11 protein-coding genes are annotated in these 17,309 nt (G+C 69.0%); 2 read left to right on the top strand and 9 right to left on the bottom strand.

Annotation, left to right across the window (positions count from 1 at the left end; all coding sequences use genetic code 11):
* Positions 1-7: 7 nt before the first annotated feature.
* The 6 genes from AC3ITN_RS14705 to pilG all read right to left on the bottom strand — a co-directional run bounded on the left by AC3ITN_RS14705 (position 8) and on the right by pilG (position 11,629).
* A complete protein-coding gene (locus AC3ITN_RS14705) occupies positions 8-1,324 on the bottom strand; it encodes a chemotaxis protein CheB (protein ID WP_489390981.1) in 1,317 nt (438 codons plus the stop codon).
* Positions 1,311-8,135 (bottom strand): hybrid sensor histidine kinase/response regulator, encoded by a 6,825-nt coding sequence (locus AC3ITN_RS14710; RefSeq protein ID WP_489390982.1) that lies wholly within the window; start codon positions 8,133-8,135, stop codon positions 1,311-1,313. The genes AC3ITN_RS14705 and AC3ITN_RS14710 overlap by 14 nt, the downstream gene beginning before the upstream one ends.
* Before the next feature lie 94 nt (positions 8,136-8,229).
* The gene (locus AC3ITN_RS14715; RefSeq protein WP_313346678.1) at positions 8,230-10,266 is read right to left on the bottom strand and encodes a methyl-accepting chemotaxis protein; all 2,037 of its coding nucleotides are present in this window, start codon (positions 10,264-10,266) and stop codon (positions 8,230-8,232) included.
* 44 nt (positions 10,267-10,310) lie between these two features.
* A complete protein-coding gene (locus AC3ITN_RS14720) occupies positions 10,311-10,841 on the bottom strand; it encodes a chemotaxis protein CheW (protein WP_489390983.1) in 531 nt (176 codons plus the stop codon).
* Positions 10,841-11,209, bottom strand: coding sequence for a response regulator (locus AC3ITN_RS14725; RefSeq protein ID WP_313346673.1), 369 nt, complete (start codon positions 11,207-11,209; stop codon positions 10,841-10,843). The genes AC3ITN_RS14720 and AC3ITN_RS14725 overlap by 1 nt, the downstream gene beginning before the upstream one ends.
* An 18-nt stretch (positions 11,210-11,227) precedes the next feature.
* The gene (gene pilG / locus AC3ITN_RS14730; RefSeq protein ID WP_017356958.1) at positions 11,228-11,629 is read right to left on the bottom strand and encodes a twitching motility response regulator PilG; all 402 of its coding nucleotides are present in this window, start codon (positions 11,627-11,629) and stop codon (positions 11,228-11,230) included.
* Positions 11,630-11,877: 248 nt separating this feature from the next.
* Here pilG and gshB point away from each other — a divergent pair, with 248 nt between their 5' ends.
* Positions 11,878-12,828: a glutathione synthase gene (gshB, locus tag AC3ITN_RS14735; protein ID WP_313346670.1), complete on the top strand. Its 951-nt coding sequence runs from the start codon at positions 11,878-11,880 to the stop codon at positions 12,826-12,828.
* Positions 12,825-13,712 (top strand): cell envelope integrity protein TolA, encoded by an 888-nt coding sequence (tolA, locus tag AC3ITN_RS14740; RefSeq protein ID WP_489390984.1) that lies wholly within the window; start codon positions 12,825-12,827, stop codon positions 13,710-13,712. The genes gshB and tolA overlap by 4 nt, the downstream gene beginning before the upstream one ends.
* Before the next feature lie 46 nt (positions 13,713-13,758).
* Here tolA and tsaB read toward each other — a convergent pair whose 3' ends face one another.
* From tsaB to AC3ITN_RS14755, 3 genes are all read right to left on the bottom strand, one after another.
* Positions 13,759-14,466: a tRNA (adenosine(37)-N6)-threonylcarbamoyltransferase complex dimerization subunit type 1 TsaB gene (tsaB, locus tag AC3ITN_RS14745; protein ID WP_489390985.1), complete on the bottom strand. Its 708-nt coding sequence runs from the start codon at positions 14,464-14,466 to the stop codon at positions 13,759-13,761.
* 5 nt (positions 14,467-14,471) lie between these two features.
* Entirely contained in the window at positions 14,472-16,526 is a 2,055-nt protein-coding gene (yoaA, locus tag AC3ITN_RS14750) for a DNA repair helicase YoaA (RefSeq protein WP_489390986.1), read from the bottom strand.
* A gap of 250 nt (positions 16,527-16,776) precedes the next feature.
* Positions 16,777-17,307 (bottom strand): tetratricopeptide repeat protein, encoded by a 531-nt coding sequence (locus AC3ITN_RS14755; protein WP_489390987.1) that lies wholly within the window; start codon positions 17,305-17,307, stop codon positions 16,777-16,779.
* Positions 17,308-17,309 lie beyond the last annotated feature (2 nt).

Consider the following 17,309-nt stretch of genomic DNA (forward strand, 5'->3'; position numbering starts at 1 on the left):
GCGGCGATTACTCGCTCACGCCCCAGCGTTCGGCGATGGCGGCAGCCAGCTGCGGCGGATCACCGGCGGCCATGCCGGCGGCGATCACGGCACTGGCGGCCAGCGGGTCATAGCAGCCATCACCGGTCTGGCCGGCGACCCATGCGCCGGCCACGGCCAGCGCCAGCACATCGTCCACCAGCGCGGCGTCGCCACCGCTGAGCATCACCACGCCGCTGTGCGCGGGCGGCAACGCATCGACCCGGATGCCCTGTGCATCGGCACTGAAATGCAGGCCGCGGTTCTGCACCGCCACCCCCACGTCGTCGGGCAAGATGTAGGCATTGCCGGCCACGACCGGCTGGTCGCTTTCGGCCAGCAGCACCGGCAGCGCGGACACGCGCGCCATCTGCTTGACCAGGTTGCCGTAACGACCGCCATCCAGGCGCATGTAAACCATGATCGGCACCGCCAGCCCGGCCGGCAGCGCGGCCAGCAGGCGGCGCAGCGCGTCGGGGCCACCAATGCCGGCCAGTACAAGGACCGCGCCCGGCGCGGCGTCGCTGGGAATGCCTTCCGGCTCCAGCTCGACCAGCGACAGGCGTTCGATATCGAATGCAGTGGGTACGGCCGGCGCGCTCGGCGGCGGTGTTGCCGGCGCGGGGGCAGCGGCCACCGTGCTGTCTTCATCCACCAGCGACCAGCTGCTGTGGTCGCCCAGCGGTGCGGGCGGCGCGACAGGCACCGGCGGCGGCACGCTGGGCGGCGGCGGCGCGGCGGGCGCCTGCATGGCGGCCAGTGCCTCTTCCAGCGACATCGGCTCGCTGTAGCCTTCCGGGGCCTGGTACAGGCCGTCGGCAGGCACGTCGGTGGCGGCGTCGAAGGCTTCGCGCACGTGGAATTCCAGCGGCGCATCGGCGTGCAGTTCGGCCGGCGTGACCGGCAGGCCCGGTTCGGGCTGCAGCAGGCCGTCCTGCTCGGAGCCCGGCGGCAGCACATCCTGATGGCCGTGCAGCTTGGCGCCCAGGTGGCGGGCCCAGCGCTGCGCTTCCCAGCCTTCGCGACGCGCGGCCAGTTCGGCCTCGTCGAAGATCAGGGTCAGCCCCGGCGAGGCCAGCACTGGATCCAGGCGTTCAAGCGCATCTTCAATCGCCGGCTCGAGCGCGATCAGCACAGCGCCCACGTCCGCATCGCGCAGCGTTTCGGGCTGCAGGCTGTTGGGATCTTCTTCGAGCACCACGGTGGCGCCGGCCTGGACCAGCGCGTCGCGCAGCCGATCGCGCGCCGGGCCGACCCGCGCCAACAGCGCGACCGACAACAGCGAGGTCAGGTCATTCACGGGCACGGGCGATCCCCAGCAGGTCATACACGTTTCGCATCAGGTCCAGCTCCTGGTACGGCTTGCCCAGGTAACGCTGGACACCGATTTCAAAGGCGCGCTGACGGTGCTTGTCACCACTGCGCGAGGTGATCATCACGATCGGAACACCCTTGTAGCGTGGGTCGGCGCGCATGGTAGTGGCCAGTTCATAGCCATCCATGCGCGGCATTTCGATATCCAGCAGCATCAGGTCGGGCACGCGCTCGTCCAAACGCTCCAGCGCTTCGATGCCGTCGCGGGCGACGACCACTTCGAAGTTGTGGCGTTCCAGGATGCGGCCGGTGACCTTGCGCATGGTCAGCGAGTCGTCCACCACCATCACCACCGGTGCCTGGCGGTCGCTGGCCTGGGCGGCCGGGGCAACCGGCTTGAGCGGGTTGGCCTGGAAGCGACGCACCAGCGGCGCCACGTCCAGGATCACCACCACGCGGCCATCGCCGGTGATGGTGGCGCCGTAGATACCCGGCACCGACGCGATCTGCAGGCCGACCGGCTTGACCACGATTTCGCGGTTGCCGACCACCTGGTCGATCGCCACGGCCGCGCGCAGTTCACCCGCACGCACCAGCAGCAGCGGGACCTGGGCCTGGCCTTCGGCGCGGGCCTGGCCCTGGCCGACCAGCGTACCGAGGTCATGCAGCGCGAACTCTTCGCCGCCGTAGTGGTAACCGCCGTTGGCCGATTCGAAGCGCTCGCGCGAGATGCGGCCGATACCACTGACCGATGCCACCGGCACCGCGAACGTGGTCTCGCCGATCTGCACGAACACGGCCTGGGTGACGGCCAGCGTCTGCGGCAGGCGCAGGGTGAAGGTGACGCCCTTGCCCGGCACCGAGTGGATGTCCACCGAGCCGCCGAGCTGGCGCACTTCGTTGTGCACCACGTCCATGCCCACGCCACGGCCCGCCAGCTGGCTGACCTGGTCGGCGGTGCTGAAGCCGGGCGAGAAGATCATCGCGTCCAGTTCGGCTTCGCTCAGGACGGCCTCGGCGGCGATCAGGCCGCGTTGTTCGGCACGGCGACGGATCGCCTCGCGGTTCAGCCCGGCACCGTCGTCGGCCACTTCCAGCACGATTTCCGAGCCTTCGCGGCGCAGACGGATGGCGATTTCGCCTTCCTCCGGCTTGCCGGCAGCGCGGCGCTGGTCCGGGGTTTCCAGACCATGTGCGACCGAGTTGCGCAGCATGTGCTCCAGCGGCGCGACCATGCGGTCGAGCACGTTGCGGTCCAGTTCGCCGTGGGTTCCTTCCAGGGTGACGTGGACCTGCTTGCCGGTGTCCTGGCCCGCCTGGCGCACCACACGGCGCAGGCGCGGCACCAGGCCGTCGAACGGCACCATGCGCGCGCGCATCAGGCCATCCTGCAGTTCGGAGCTGACGCGCGACTGCTGCTGCAGCAATACGTCGTACTGGCGCGACAGATCGTCCAGCACGCCCTGCAGGCCGCCAAGATCGGCCGCGGACTCGTTCAGCGCACGGCTGAGCTGCTGCAGCGTGGAGAACCGGTCCAGTTCCAGCGGATCGAACTTGTGGTCGGCCTGGTCCTGTTCGCGCTGGTAGCGGGCGACGATCTGCGCTTCGGTTTCCAGGTCCAGACGACGCAGCTGGTCGCGCAGACGGGCGTTGGTGCGATCCAGTTCGCCCATGGCACCGCGGAACGCACCCAGCTGCTGCTCCAGACGCGAGCGGTAGATGGCCACTTCACCGGCGTGGTTGACCAGGCGGTCGAGCAGATCGGCGCGCACACGCACCTGTTCCTGCTGCGGACGGGCCAGGCTGTCGTCGTCGGTGGCGGCATCCAGCGGCACCGGCGCCGACAGCGGCGCGGCGGCGACGGCGGCATCCACCTCGACCGGCCCGACCGGGGCCGGCGCATCGATGGCGTCCTGCGTGTCCACGCTTTCGACACGGCCCAGCGTGCGCTGTTCGAACGCGGCGATGAGGTCGTCGGGCATCGCTACGCTGCGGTGCAGGCCGGTGCGGGTCAGCATCTGGTGCAGGCGGTCGAAGCCACGCTCCAGCAGGTGCACGTCACTGCGGTCGATGTCGGTGCGGTTGGCCGCGACAGCTTCCAGCAGCGATTCGATGCCGTGACCAAGGTCGCCGATCGGGTTGATGCCTGCCATGCGCGCGCCACCCTTGAGGGTGTGCAGGTCGCGCTGCAGGCCGGCCACGGCTTCGCGATCCTGCGGTGCTGCACGCAGCTCGCTGATCAGGCCGTCGCAATGGTCCAGCAGGTCCTTGCCTTCCTCGACGAAGATGTCGACCAGCTCGCGATCCAGGACAGTGAAGTCCAGCGATTCGGCGTCATCCAGCGGCTCGTTGCCGGCCTCGTCGGCCGACGCAGCACTCGTGCTGACCGCAGCCACCGGTGCGTCTTCCAGTTCGAACAGGGGGGCACGCGCGTCCGCGGCCGCCTCGGCGTCCACGTCGTCTTCGGCGAAGGCATCGCCTTCGTCCAATCCCTCGTGCGTGGCATCCAGGCCAAGCAAGCCGGTGTCGTCGGCATTCGCCTGGTCGGCCGTTGCATCCGGTGCGTCGATGATGGTCAGGCCATCGTCCAGCGCCTGCTGCTCATCCACGGCCTCGCCGAACGCCGGCGTCGGCGGCAGCACCTCGTCCAGGCTCTCGGCGACGTCATCGCCGGCGGCCCCGTCAAGGCTGTTTTCGTCCATCTGCCCGGGCAGGGAGCCGGCTTCCACGTCGGCCTGCGGCTCAGTGTCGATCGAGGCTTCAACGTCAGCCTGGGACTCAGTGTCGGTCGAGGCTTCAACGTCGGCCTGGGACTCAGTGTCGGTCGAGGGCTCAACATCGGCCTCGGCTTCAACGGCGGCTTCGGCGTCGGCTTCAACCTCGGTCTCGGCCTCAAGCTCGGCCTGGGCACCACTGTCGGCCGGCGCATCAACATCGGCATCCAGCGCGACGACGTCATCCACGGCAGGCACCGCGTCGAGCGCGACGTGATCCTGCAGCGCATCCGATTCGGCCGCCTGCAGTTCAATCGCCTGTTCCTGCTCGACGGAGATCTCGACCGCATGCACGTTGTCGTCCGCAACCACGGCGCCAGCGGCGTCCGCGGCCGGCTCGCTGTCGGCGGCGTCGGCCACCGGAGTGGTCGGCGTGCCGAAGGTCGGCAGGGTGTGTTCGTAGAAGCGCGACAGGTCGTCGGCGCCGGTCAGCTCAACGGCGTCCAGCCCGCTGTTGGCCGGTGCCTCCGCCGCGACCACGTCGTCTGCCTGCGGCACCACGGCCGGGGCGTCGAACGTGGTCGGCAGATCGGCATCGTAGTAGGCGGACAGATCGTCGCTGCCGGTGAGTTCTTCCACCACTGCGGCATCGGACTCCAGCACCGACAACCCATCGGCGTCGACGATGGCCTGCTGCACGTCGGCATCGGTGCTGTCGTCGGCAACGGCGAAACCGTCGCGCGTCTCGAACTGCGCCGACAGCGCGGCCAGTTCCTGCGCGGTGACGTCCTGCGCCTCCTCCACGGTGATGGCATCGACGTCGAGCGCCTCTGCCTCGTCCGCGTCCAGGTCAAGGTCATCGTCGGTGGCCAACGCGGGCCAGCGGGCTTCGGGCAGCGTATCGGCCAACGCCTGCAGACGCGCGGCGAGCGCATGCTGCGACGGGATCCGCGGCGCGTCGGCCTGCAGGGCGGTCATGGTGGCGCGGATCGCCGCGGCGGTGGCCGACAGCGCTTCGACGCCTTCGGTATCCGGCGTGGTATCGGCCGCCAGCGAACGCTTGATGTAGCTTTCCGCGCCGCCGGTGACGGCGGTGATCTCCGGCACGTCGGTCATCGCGAACGCGCCGTTCATGGTGTGCACGGCGCGCAGCAGCGAGTCGGTGACCGGCTGCGGCGCCACGTTGGCCTCCTGCAGCCAGGCCTGCAGCGTGGCCTGGTGGGCCTCGACTTCGGCCTCCAGGATCTCGCGCAGCACTTCATCGATGTTGGCCGGCGTACCGGTGGCTTCCGGGGCCTCCTGCACGGCGTCGGCGGCGAGGGTGTCCTCGACGACGATGCCTTCGGGAGCGGCGGCGACAGGCACGGCACGCTGCAGCGGGACGTGGAAGGTTTCTTCGCCGGCCGCAACGCGGTCGGCAATGGCCTGCATGGCCTGCAGATCGGCGGTGACGCGGCTGCCGTCGCGCAGCGCGGCATTCAGCTGCGGCAGCACTTCGTAGGCCTGGGTGACCATGGCCACCACCGCTGGCGACGCCGGACGGCTGCCATCCAGCACGCGGTTGAGCATGCCTTCGACCTTCCAGCTGAACTCACCCAGGGTGCGCGCGCCGACCAGTCGGCCGCTGCCCTTGAGGGTGTGGAACACGCGGCGGATCGGACGCAGGCGGTCCATGTTGTCCGGGGCCATGCGCCAGACCGGCAGCAGGTTGCCCAGGTTGACCAGTTCTTCGTCGAACTCTTCGATGAAGACTTCGCGGATGTCCTGGTCGATGTTCTCGCCATCGTCCTCGAAGCCCGCTTCGATGCTGCCCACCTCGTCGGCCGCGGCATCGACCGCACTGGCCTCGCTCGCGGCAACGGGCGCGGCCTCGACCACCGGCGCGGTGCTGAACTGAGCAGCCGCGGCATCCAGCTCGGCCAGGAACCGGGTCGATTCGTCGTCCAGTTCAATCGTGCCGATGACCGCTTCGTGCACGCCGCCAACGGCGGACGTGGTGACCGGTGCGGTGTCGACCGGGAGGATCTCTTCCTGGGCGGCAACGGCGTCGTCGGCGGCTGCCACGACGTCGTCGATCGGCTGCTCGGCGCTGACCACCGCCGGCGCTTCGGCCGGTTCGGCCTGCGCCTGCAGGAACGCCGGCAGGGCCTGGACGTCCAGCCCGGTGCCGCTGGCCGCATCCATGTCCACGCTGTCCACAACAACGCTGACCGACGCGTCCGGCGTATCGTCAATGGCCAGCGACAACACGTCGCCGGCATTGTGCAGGGCGTCATCGACGGTGAATTCGATCGGCTCGTCGCTCAGCTCGAGCGTGTCGCTCTCTGCGGCGACCGGATCGAACGCCGACCCAGCGGTGATCGTCGGTGCGATGTAGGCGTCGACACTCTCGATGTCGGCCGCCCCCGTGTCGAAGCCATCCAGGGCCACGGGCGCGATCTCGACCGCAGGTGCGGCGTCCCAATGACTGGCGCTGCCGGCGTCTTCGGCCAGCACCGGATCGAAGCTGGCAAAGGTCGGTGCCGCATCATCACGCGCGGCTTCGGCGGACAGGGTCCACTGCGGCGCATCGACGGCGACCGGTGCAGTGGACGCCTCGAAGACCAGCGTCGGCATCGCCTTGGCGACCGGCTCGGCCGGTGCCTGCGGCGCCACGTCGGGCAGCGGCTCGAAGGTGAAATCGGGCAGCGGCAGGTCCGCCACGCTGCCGGGCGGCGGCGCGCTCGCGGTCACCGGCGTCTCTACCGGGGCCAGCGACGGCGGTTCGTCCCATGCACTCAGTTCCACGTGCTCCGGTGCCACCGGCAGCGCTTCCGCGCTGACATCGGCCGGCGCGGCGTGCTCATCCGGCAGCGGCCAGTAACGCAGGGTTTCCAGGCTGGTGCGGGTGATGTCGAGGATTTCCTCCCGGCCCGGGCGGCGTTCGCGCAGGGCTTCGAGGTAGTACTCCAGGCTGGCCATGGCGTCGGCCAGGGTGTCCAGCTGGCGGCCGCTGGGCACGCGCTGGCGGCCGATCAGCTCGACCGCGATGTACTGGCGTACGCCCTGCAGGTAGTCCGCCGGGGTGCCCAGGTCGAGCATGCGCAGTGCGCCGGCGACCTCACCCAGCAGGCGCGGCACTTCATGCAGCTGCTGGTGGTTCCAGTTGGTCTCGATGAAGGCGACAAAGTGTTCGCGGGCCGCGGAGAAGTTGGCGATGGCCTCGTGGGCCAGCACTTCGACCGTGCGGCGGCCTTCCACCGCGCTCGGGTCGTCTTCGCCACTGCCGCCGGCGCCCAGGTGGGCGACCTGGTCGTCCAGCGACGCGTCCACGTACAGCAGCGCGCCGGCAATATCGAGCAACAGGGTTTCATCGATCTGCTGGTCGCCCTGGACCACGCTTCGCAGCGCGTCGCGCTGCTGCACGACCACGCCACGGGCAACGCCCAGGCCCATCATGCCCAGGGTATCGGCGACCGCGCCCAGTTCATTGACCTGGGTCTGCAGCTGGGTCGGGTCACCGCTGGTACGCAGGTGCAGGTCCAGCGCATCCTTGATGCGCAGCAGCTCTTCCTTGACCGCGTTGCCCACGGTGTCGAGCAGCTCGCGGTTGCGGCCGCTCAGGCTGCCGCGCGCATGGTCCAGCTCAGCCTCGGTGGCACTGGCGCTGTCCGGTGCGAAGGCGAACAGCACGCTTTCGTTGATGCCCGGCGCAGCACGCGCCGAACGGATGTCGTTGAGCAGCGGCAGCAGCACGATAGGAATATCGCGGTGGCCGTTCTGCAGGCGCTCCAGGTAGTCGGGCAGCAGCACGCTGCCGCGCATCAGGGTGGCGCAGGCTTCGTCGCGGTCGGGAACCTCGCCGGCGCCGATGGCGTTGGCCAGCTGCTCCATTTCCTCGGCCACCATCGCCGGGGCGTACAGCTCCACCATGCGCAGGGTGCCCTGCACCTGGTGCAGGTAACCGGCGCAGAAGCGCATACGGCTGCCATCGGCAGGATCTTCGGCGTAGTACTCGACCTCGTTGCGCACCTGGCGCAGGGTCTCGTCCAGCTCCGGCTTGACCCAGCCCAGGGCGGCGTGGCTCATGGCATCGCGCAGCGTGCTCATGCCGGGTCTCCCGGCAGGTGGGCGCGCGTGTCGTGCTGTGATTTCTCGCGATGCATCATCTGCTGATTCCTTCCCTCTCCGCCCTGCCCGCGGCTCACGCCGGCAGCTTGAAGTCGGCAACCGAGCGGCGCAGGTCGGCCGCCAGCTGTGCCAAATGACCGATCGACTCGGCGGTCTGTCCCGCGCCCTGCGAGGTCTGGCCGGTAATCTGCCGGATCACGCCCATGGTGCGGGTGATGTCCGACGCGGCCGACGACTGCTGCTGGGCGGCGATCGAGATGTTCTTGATGAGGTTGTTGAGCGCGTTGGACACGCGTTCGATTTCGGTCAGTGCGGTACCGGCATCCTCGGCCAGGCGCGCACCGGACACCACTTCAGCGGTGGTCTGCTCCATCGAGCTGACGGCTTCATTGGTATCGGCCTGAATGGCCTGGACGAGGCCTTCGATCCGTCGGGTCGCACCGGAAGTGCGTTCTGCCAGGCGCTGCACTTCGTCGGCCACGACCGCGAAACCACGACCGGCCTCACCGGCCGAGGCCGCCTGCACCGCGGCGTTCAACGCCAGGATGTTGGTCTGTTCGGAAATGTCGTTGATCAGTTCCACGATCGAGCCGATTTCCTGCGACGACTCACCCAGGCGCTTGATGCGCTTGGAGGTTTCCTGGATCTGGTCACGGATCTGGTCCATGCCCTGGATGGTTTCGCGCACCACGCCGGCACCTTCGGCGGCGATGACCACCGAGCGCTGTGCCACGTCGGCCGATTCGGCCGAGTTGCGCGAGACCTGTTCGATGCTCGACGCGATTTCGCCGATGCGGTCCGACGCCGAGGTGATCTGGTTGGCCTGGTGGCCCGCCGCTTCGGCCAGCTGCATCGCCGTTGCCTGGGTTTCCTGGGTCGACACGGCGACCTTGGCCGAGGTGTCGTTGATGGTGGTCACCAGGTGGCGCAGTTCGTCCACGGCGTAGTTGATTGCGTCGGCGATGGCGCCGGTCATGTCCTCGGTCACCGAGGCCTTCACCGTCAGGTCGCCTTCACCCAGCGAGCTGATTTCGTCCAGCAGCCGCATGATGGCCTGCTGGTTGCGGCTGTTGAATTCCACCTGGGTCTGGTAGCGCAGTTCCTGTTCACGCGAACGGCTGCGCACGGTGCTGCTGACGAAGCCGATGATGGCGAACAGCGACAGCGCACCGGACACCACGCCCAGCCAGAAGTTCGGGAACGGGCGCGTGTCGCGCACCGAGCCGAACGAAGAGAACGCCTCGAACAGCTTCTTGCTGTCGTCCAGCATCTTGCCCGAACCACCGGTCAGGGCCGCCGCCGAGGACTGCGCCGAGAACAGCTGGCGCGAGCTGGCCAGGATCGCGTCGGCGTCCTGCTTCATGGTGTCCCACTGCTTCTGGGACTGCTCCAGCGCCGCCAGCGCGCCGGCATTGCGGACCGGGGCGATGCCCAGCTCTTCATTGCCGTTGCGCAGCGCCTCAAGCACCTGGGTGAACACCACCGAGTCACGCGCCAGTGCGTCGCCGGCGGCGGCGGCATTGGCGCCACCGGCGCGCATTTCAGTGACGCGGCGGGCCATGGAGCCCACCACCACCACCTGCTGCAGCGCGTTGTAGACCTGCGAGGCCGGTGCACCACCGGCCGACATGGCACGCACCACTTCGTTCAGCTGTGCCTGCAGCGCCGGAACGCCGTTGACGAAGTTGTTGGCGTTGCCGGCCAGGGCCAGCACGGCCGGCTCACTGGCCACCAGCTGGGCGGCGCTCTTGCCGAGCGGCTCCCAGGTCTGGCTGAGCTGGTTGAGCGGTCCGGAAACGTTGGTTTCGCTGCCGTAGCGCCCCTGCAGGCTGCTCACGGTGCTTTCGATGCGCGTCTTGGTGTCCTTGAAGGCGGTGAACGCCTGGGCGTTACCCGAAACCGCTTCACGCCCCTGGTTGGCGAGCTGCTGGGACAACACCTGGAGATCGGCGGCACCGGTACTGGCGCCGGCGAGGCGGCTGCCCTGCCAGGTGGCCACGCCGGTATTGAGGCCGAACAGGATCATCGACACGGCCAGCAGGCCCAGCCAGAAATTGGTTCCCACCGTGCCCAGCTTGCCGGCCTTGGCGGTTTCCGAAGTAGTACTCATCGTTCAACCTCGATCTTCAAATGCAGTGAGGCAGGCAGCAGCGTTCACGCCGCGGCCTGCCTGAATTCGGGGGTACGCGACAACAGCGACAGGGAGAACACGCCCCAGTCATGGCCGTCGCCGTGGAACGCGCGGTCGATGAAGTGGGCATACCGACCGCTGGCCAGGTCACCGGTGCCGGTGTCCTGTTCCTGCTCGAAGCTGCGCTGGCCGAACAGTTCATCGATGGTCAGGGCAACGTCGCCGCCGGCCTGGCGCATGATGAGCACGCGCTGGCCTTCCTGCTGCACGGTGCGCTCGCCTTCCATGAAGTACTTCAGGTCGACCACCGGGAACAAATTGCCGCGCAGGTTGCCCACGCCGAGCAGCCACGGCTGTGCGCCGGGGACCGGGGTGATGGGCGGCATCGGCACGATTTCCACCACTTCGCGGAAGTCCGAAACGAGGTGGCGCTTGCCGACCCGATACCCCACGCCGCGCCACAGGTCCTGGGCGAACTGCCGTTCGGGCAGCTGCACCGCATGGGCCAGGCTGCGCCGTTCGTAGGCTTCGAGGATGTCGAAAGGAGAACGCATCAGGACACCAGTTCGTTGATCTGCGCGATCAGCTCGTCCTCGCGCGGTGGCTTGACCATGTAGGCGGACGCGCCCTGGCGAAGTCCCCAGGCCTTGTCGGTTTCCATCGCCTTGGTGCTCACGATGATGACCGGGATGCCCTTGGTCGTCTCGTCACGGTTCAGCGCGCGGGTGGCCTGGAAGCCACTCATGCCGGGCAGCACCACGTCCATCAGCACGAGCTGCGGCCGTGGGTCGAGCTCGTGGACGAGCTTGAGGCCGTCCTCGGCGTTGCCGGCCTCGAACACTTCGTGCCCGGCCTTGGTCAACCATTGGATGAACACCGCCCGGTCGGTCGGTGAGTCCTCGATCAGAACGATTCGAGCCATTGTGCCTTTCCCCCCTGGTCAGGCGTTTACGTATGTGCGGATGGCACCCAACAGTTCTTCACGTGTGAAAGGCTTGGTCAGGTACTGCTCCGAGCCCACGATGCGTCCGCGCGCCTTGTCGAACAGGCCGTCCTTGGAGGACAGCATGATCACCGGCGTGGACTTGAACAGCTGGTTTCCCTTGATCAGCGCGCAGGTCTGATACCCGTCGAGACGGGGCATCATGATGTCCACGAAGATGATCTGGGGCTGTTGGTCGGCAATCTTGGCCAACGCCTCAAAACCATCGGTCGCAGTCACCACTTCGCAGCCTTCGCGCTTGAGCAGTGTTTCCGCGGTCCTGCGAATGGTCTTCGAATCATCGATGACCATGACTCTGAGCCCTGCGAGTTCCCCACCCGCAGCCATGTTTTCAGTCATTACCTTTCCCCGAGCGCGCGACGCTTCTGCTTTGGTCCGGCGCCGCTGCGAAAGCGTATCTATATCCCACCACGCGGCCGTCATCAAGGGTGTGCTTCCCAAGCCAAGCCGGGTGCGCCCCCCGGGTCGGCGCCGCGCCCGGAATTGCGCAAACCGTGAAGGCCTCCGGACGCTGCGTTCCGGTCGCCAGGGCAGGCAGCGCGGGCGCATTGCCGCTACCATCAGCGCCTGCCCGCCAGGTTGCGACCATGCCGTTGAATGTCATCGTGGTGATGGACCCCATCGCCCATATCAAGATCGCCAAGGACACCACCTTCGCCATGTTGCTGGAGGCCCAGCGCCGTGGCCACGCCCTGCATTACGTCAGCCCCGGTGGGCTGGCGCTGCGTGACGGGGTGGCGGTCGCCCGTACCGCCCCGCTCCAGGTCCGCGACGACGCGCATGACTGGTTCACGCTGGGCGAATTCAGCCAGACCACGTTCGGCCCCGGCCAGGTCGTGCTGATGCGCAAGGACCCGCCGGTGGATGCCGAATTCATCTACGACACGCAGGTCCTGGGCGTCGCCCAGCAGGCCGGCGCGCTGGTGGTGAACGACCCGCAGGGCCTGCGCGACTACAACGAGAAGCTGGCCGCCCTGCTGTTCCCGCAGTGCTGCCCGCCGACCCTGGTCAGCCGCCGCCATGCCGACCTGAAGGCGTTCGTGCTCGAACACGGCCAGGCCGTGCTCAAGCCGCTGGACGGCATGGGCGGGCGCTCGATCTTCCGCAGCGGCACCGGCGATCCGAACCTCAACGTGATCCTGGAGACGCTGACCGACGGCGAGCGCAAGCTGGCCCTGGTGCAGAAGTTCATTCCGGACATCACCGCCGGCGACAAGCGCATCCTGCTGGTCGACGGCGAGCCGGTGGACTACTGCCTGGCCCGGATCCCGCAGGGCGACGAGTTCCGCGGCAACCTGGCCGCCGGCGGCCGCGGCGAAGGCCGCCCGCTGAGCGAGCGCGACCGCTGGATCGCCGCCCAGGTCGGGCCGGAGATGAAGCGCCGCGGCATGCGCTTTGTCGGCCTGGACGTGATCGGCGACTACCTGACCGAGGTCAATGTCACCAGCCCCACCTGCGTGCGCGAGCTGGACGCCCAGTTCGGCCTGAACATCGCCGGCACCCTGTTCGACGCGATCGAGGCCGGCCTGCCGCGATGAGCACCGTGGTCGCGCCGATGGTGCCGTTGCAGGCACGCGAATCGCAGCGCCTGGGTGCCACCCTGGCGCTGTCGGCACTGGTGCATGCGCTGCTGATCCTCGGCGTGGGCTTTGCCGTGAGCGACAACGCCGCGCTGGTGCCGACCCTGGATGTGATCTTCAGCCAGACCCAGACACCGCTGACGCCGAAGCAGGCCGACTTCCTGGCGCAGGCCAACCAGCAGGGTGGCGGCGACCACGACAAGGCGCAGCGTCCTCGCGACAACCAGACCGGTATCGTGCCGCAGCCGCAGGCCGGCGTGTCGCCAGTGCCGCAGCGGCGCCAGGATGCGGCCAGCCCGCCGCCGCCGCAGGCGCGGGTGGTGTCCACCCGCAACAGTCCCGACCGGATGGCCGACGCCCAGCCGCAGCCGCTGCCGGACCACCCGCAACCGGACGCCCCCATGACGGCGCGCGAGCAGCGTGATGCCGACATGGCGCGCCTGGCCGCCGAAGTGCACCTGCGCTCGGCGCAGTACGCCAAGCGCCCGAACCGCAAGTTCGTTTCGGCCAGCACGCGTGAGTACGCCTACGCCGGCTACCTGCGTGCCTGGGTAGATCGCGCCGAGCGCGTGGGCAACCTGAACTACCCCGACGAGGCCCGCCAGCGCCGGCTCGGCGGCCAAGTGGTGATCACGGTGGGCGTGCGCCGCGACGGCAGCGTGGAAAGCAGCCGCATCCTGCGCAGCAGCGGCACCCCGCTGCTGGATGAGACGGCGTTGCGGGTCATCCGCCTGGCCCAGCCGTTCCCGCCGTTGCCCAAAACCGATGACGGTGTGGACATCCTGCAGGTCACGCGGACATGGGTGTTCCTGCCGGGTGGCGAATTGCGCGACGACCGGTGATGCAGCACCCGCCGCGCGTAGAGCCACGCCCTGCGTGGCTGGGGCGTTACACGGATTGTTTCGCCGCCCGTGCGGCCTGCTGTTCCACCAGGGTCAGGGCCACGTTGTTGCGCAGGTAGGCCGGCTCGACCCGTTCCGGGGCCATCGCCTCGCCACGTTCGAACATCGGCACCGCCAGCGCCAGCACGTCCGACGCGCGCGGCAGGGCCTGCGCATCCACGCCATCCAGGCGATTCGCCAACCGGGTGGCCAGCAGGCCCTCGGCCGCGCCGAAGCCGGTGCCCACGCCGAACCAGCGGCTGCCATCGGGCAGCTCCACCGATTCGGGCGCGCACACCACTTCTTCGCCCTGCAGCTGCCACTGGCCGTCCACGCGCAGTTGCCGCGCCACGTACACCTCGCCCATGCGCGCATCGATGCTGCTCAGCACGTGCGTGGCATCCGCCGGCGCGCGCAACGCCAGGGCCTGCAGGGTAGACACGGGAATCAGCGGGCGGTCCAGCGCCAGCGCGATGCCCTGGGCGATGGCGATCGCCAGCCGCACCCCGGTGAATGCGCCGGGACCACGCCCCAGCGCGATCGCGTCGAGCTGCCCGCGCGCCAGGCCGGCCTCGGCCAGCAGCGCCTCGGCCCACGGCAGGCTCAGCTCGGCGTGGCGGCGCGGGGCGATCTCGAAGCGCTCAAGCACCTGCCCATCCACGTACAGGGCAACGGAACAGGCTTCGGTCGCGGTTTCAAAGGCGAGCAGTTTCATGGCGGTCAGAACAGGGAAGTGGGAAAGACATCGTCGGCGGTGGCCGGCACCGGCGCGGAGACGGGTGCAGCGGCAACGGCGGCCGGATCGGCGACAGCCCATTGTGGCGCAAAGAAGGCACGTACATCGTCCAGCGCGCGGGTGCGGCGGAAGGGTGGCAACGAATCCAGGAAGGTGCGCCCATAGCTGCGGCTGACCAGGCGCGGGTCGCACAGCACCAGCACCCCCCGGTCGGTCTCGCTGCGGATCAGCCGCCCTACCCCTTGCTTGAGCGCGATGACGGCCTGCGGCAACTGCTCATCGCGGAACGGGTTGCCGCCGTCGCGGCGGATGGCGTCCAGCCGCGCTTCGAACACCGGGTCGTCCGGCGCCGCGAACGGCAGCTTGTCGATCACCACCACGCTCAGCGCATCGCCGACCACGTCCACGCCTTCACGGAAGCTGGCCGAGCCCAGCAGCACGCCATTGCCGGACTCACGAAAGCGCTGCAGCAGCGTGGCGCGCGGCGCCTCGCCCTGGACGAACAGCGGCCAGGGCGCATCACGCAGCGCCTCGGCTGCCTCGCGCAGCGCACGATGCGAGGCGAACAACAGGAACGCGCGGCCGGCGGACGCCTCCAGCACCGGCGTCAATGCCCGGATCAGCGCGGTACCGAAGCCGCGCGCGGCCGGATCCGGCAGATCGGTGGGCAGATAGCACAGCGCCTGGCGGGACCAGTCGAACGGACTGGGCTGCAGCAGGGTGATCGGGTCATCCAGGCCCAGGCGCTGCGCGATGTGCTCGAAATGCCCATCCACGGTAAGCGTGGCGGAGGTGAATACCCAGGCGGCCATCGACTTCTGGCGGTGCTCGCGGAGCGGCCCCGACACATCCATCGGCGTGCGCTGGCAGCGGAAACCGCGCGGGGTCAGCTCGTACCAGAGCACCTCGGCCGCTGCCGGCGCGTCATCCGGCTCGGCGTCGAAGTCCAGCAGCGGCGCATCGTCGCCCAGCCAGCGCGACAGCCGCGACACCGCTTCGGTCGCGCGGGCATGGCAGGCATCCAGCCCCGGCGACGCCTCGCGCACCCCGTCCAATGCGTCGCGCACCGTCACCAGCGCAGTCATCGCCGCATCGAATCCATCGCGCACCTGTGGCACGGCCAGGGCACGCCATTGCGTACCCCGCGGCGGCAGCCCCTCCATTGCCTCACGCAGGTCGCGCAGGGTCTGCTCCAGCGTCGCCGCCGATGCCTGCAACGCGGCCTGCGCACCCGCCACGCTGCGGCTTTCGGCCAGGCAGTCGCGCGCCAGCTCCTGCCAGGGACGCATGCCGAAGCTCTCGCCGAAGAAGTTGGCGGCCAGTTCGGGCAGCTGGTGCGCTTCGTCGATCACGAACGCCTGCGCGCCGGGCAGGATCTCGCCGAAGCCCTCCTGCTTCAACGCCAGGTCGGCCAGCAGCAGGTGGTGGTTGACCACCACCACGTCGGCCGCCTGCGCACGCTGCCGGGCCTGGACCACGAAGCAGTCGTCCCAGAACGGGCATTCCGTACCCAGGCAGTTGTCCACCGTGGAGGTGACCATCGGATACAGCGGCGAGTCTTCCGGCAGCGCATCCAGCTCGGCCATGTCGCCGAATTTCGTGCGCCCCGACCACGCCAGGATGCGCTGGAACTGCGCGACCTGTTCCGGCGAGACGAAGCGGGGCTCACCCCGCGCCTGCTGCAGGCGGTAGCGGCACAGGTAATTGGCGCGCCCCTTCAGCAGCGCGCTGCTGTGGCCCACGCCCAGCGCGGCGCGCACGCGCGGCAGGTCGCGGTGGTAGAGCTGGTCCTGCAGGGCGCGGGTACCGGTGGAGATGATGGTCTTGAGCCCGGACAACAGCGCCGGCACCAGGTAGGCGAAGGTCTTGCCGGTACCGGTACCGGCTTCGGCCAGCAGCACTTCGCGCTGGTCGAATGCCTCGGCGATGGCCGTGGTCAGGCGCAGCTGCGCGGGTCGCGCGACGAAGGCATCGAGTTGGCTGGCGAGCGTGCCGCCCTCGCTGAGGGCTTCACTGCTGGCATGGGCGAGACGTGACATGAACGTATTGTAGTGCCGGCCGCTGGCCGGCTCCTCGGAACAATGGCAACCCGAAGAGCCCGGCCGCTGGCCGGCTCCTCGGAACAATGGCAACCCGAAGAGCCCGGCCGCTGGCCGGCTCTGCACGATCCGGACTTCACCGAGGAGCCGGCCAGCGGCCGGCACTACCTCAATAGCGCTTGAGGAGCCGGCCAGCGGCCGGCACTACCTCGATAGCGCTTGAGGAGCCGGCCAGCGGCCGGCACTACCCTCAATAGCGCTTGATCGCCGGCACCGTGCAGCCTTCCAGCTGGGCGTGCGCCGATACCGCGTTTTCCTTCTCACCGCGGGCCAGACGCGACTGCTCGATCGTGGCCCAGTGGCGGCGGCACAGCGGGCCGGTTTTCGAGCCCAGGTCCACCGCCTTGCGCGCCAGCGTTTCGGCGCGGGCCCAATCGCCCTGCAGCAGGGCGATCTCGGCACGTTCCTGCAGGATCGACGGGTCGCCTTCGGAAATAAGCAGCGCCTCGTTCAGCGCTTCAGCCGCGCCGGCCAGGTCGTTGGCCTGGCGTTTGGCCAGCGCGATCACGCGCAGGTCTTCGATACCCGCATCGCGCAGCGGCTGCACGGCCAGTTCCTTGTCATCGTTGCCGGCAGCCGCGTCCACTGCCGCCAGCCGCTGGGCCGGGGTGGTGGTGTCGACCGGCACCTTGACCGGCGGCGCGGTGGACACGCAGGCGGCCAGGGCGACGCCGAGCGCAAGCACGGCAGAGGTACGGATCACGGTGCGGGAAGGAATCATGC

The organism is Stenotrophomonas sp. KH_036_B, from assembly GCF_057839485.1.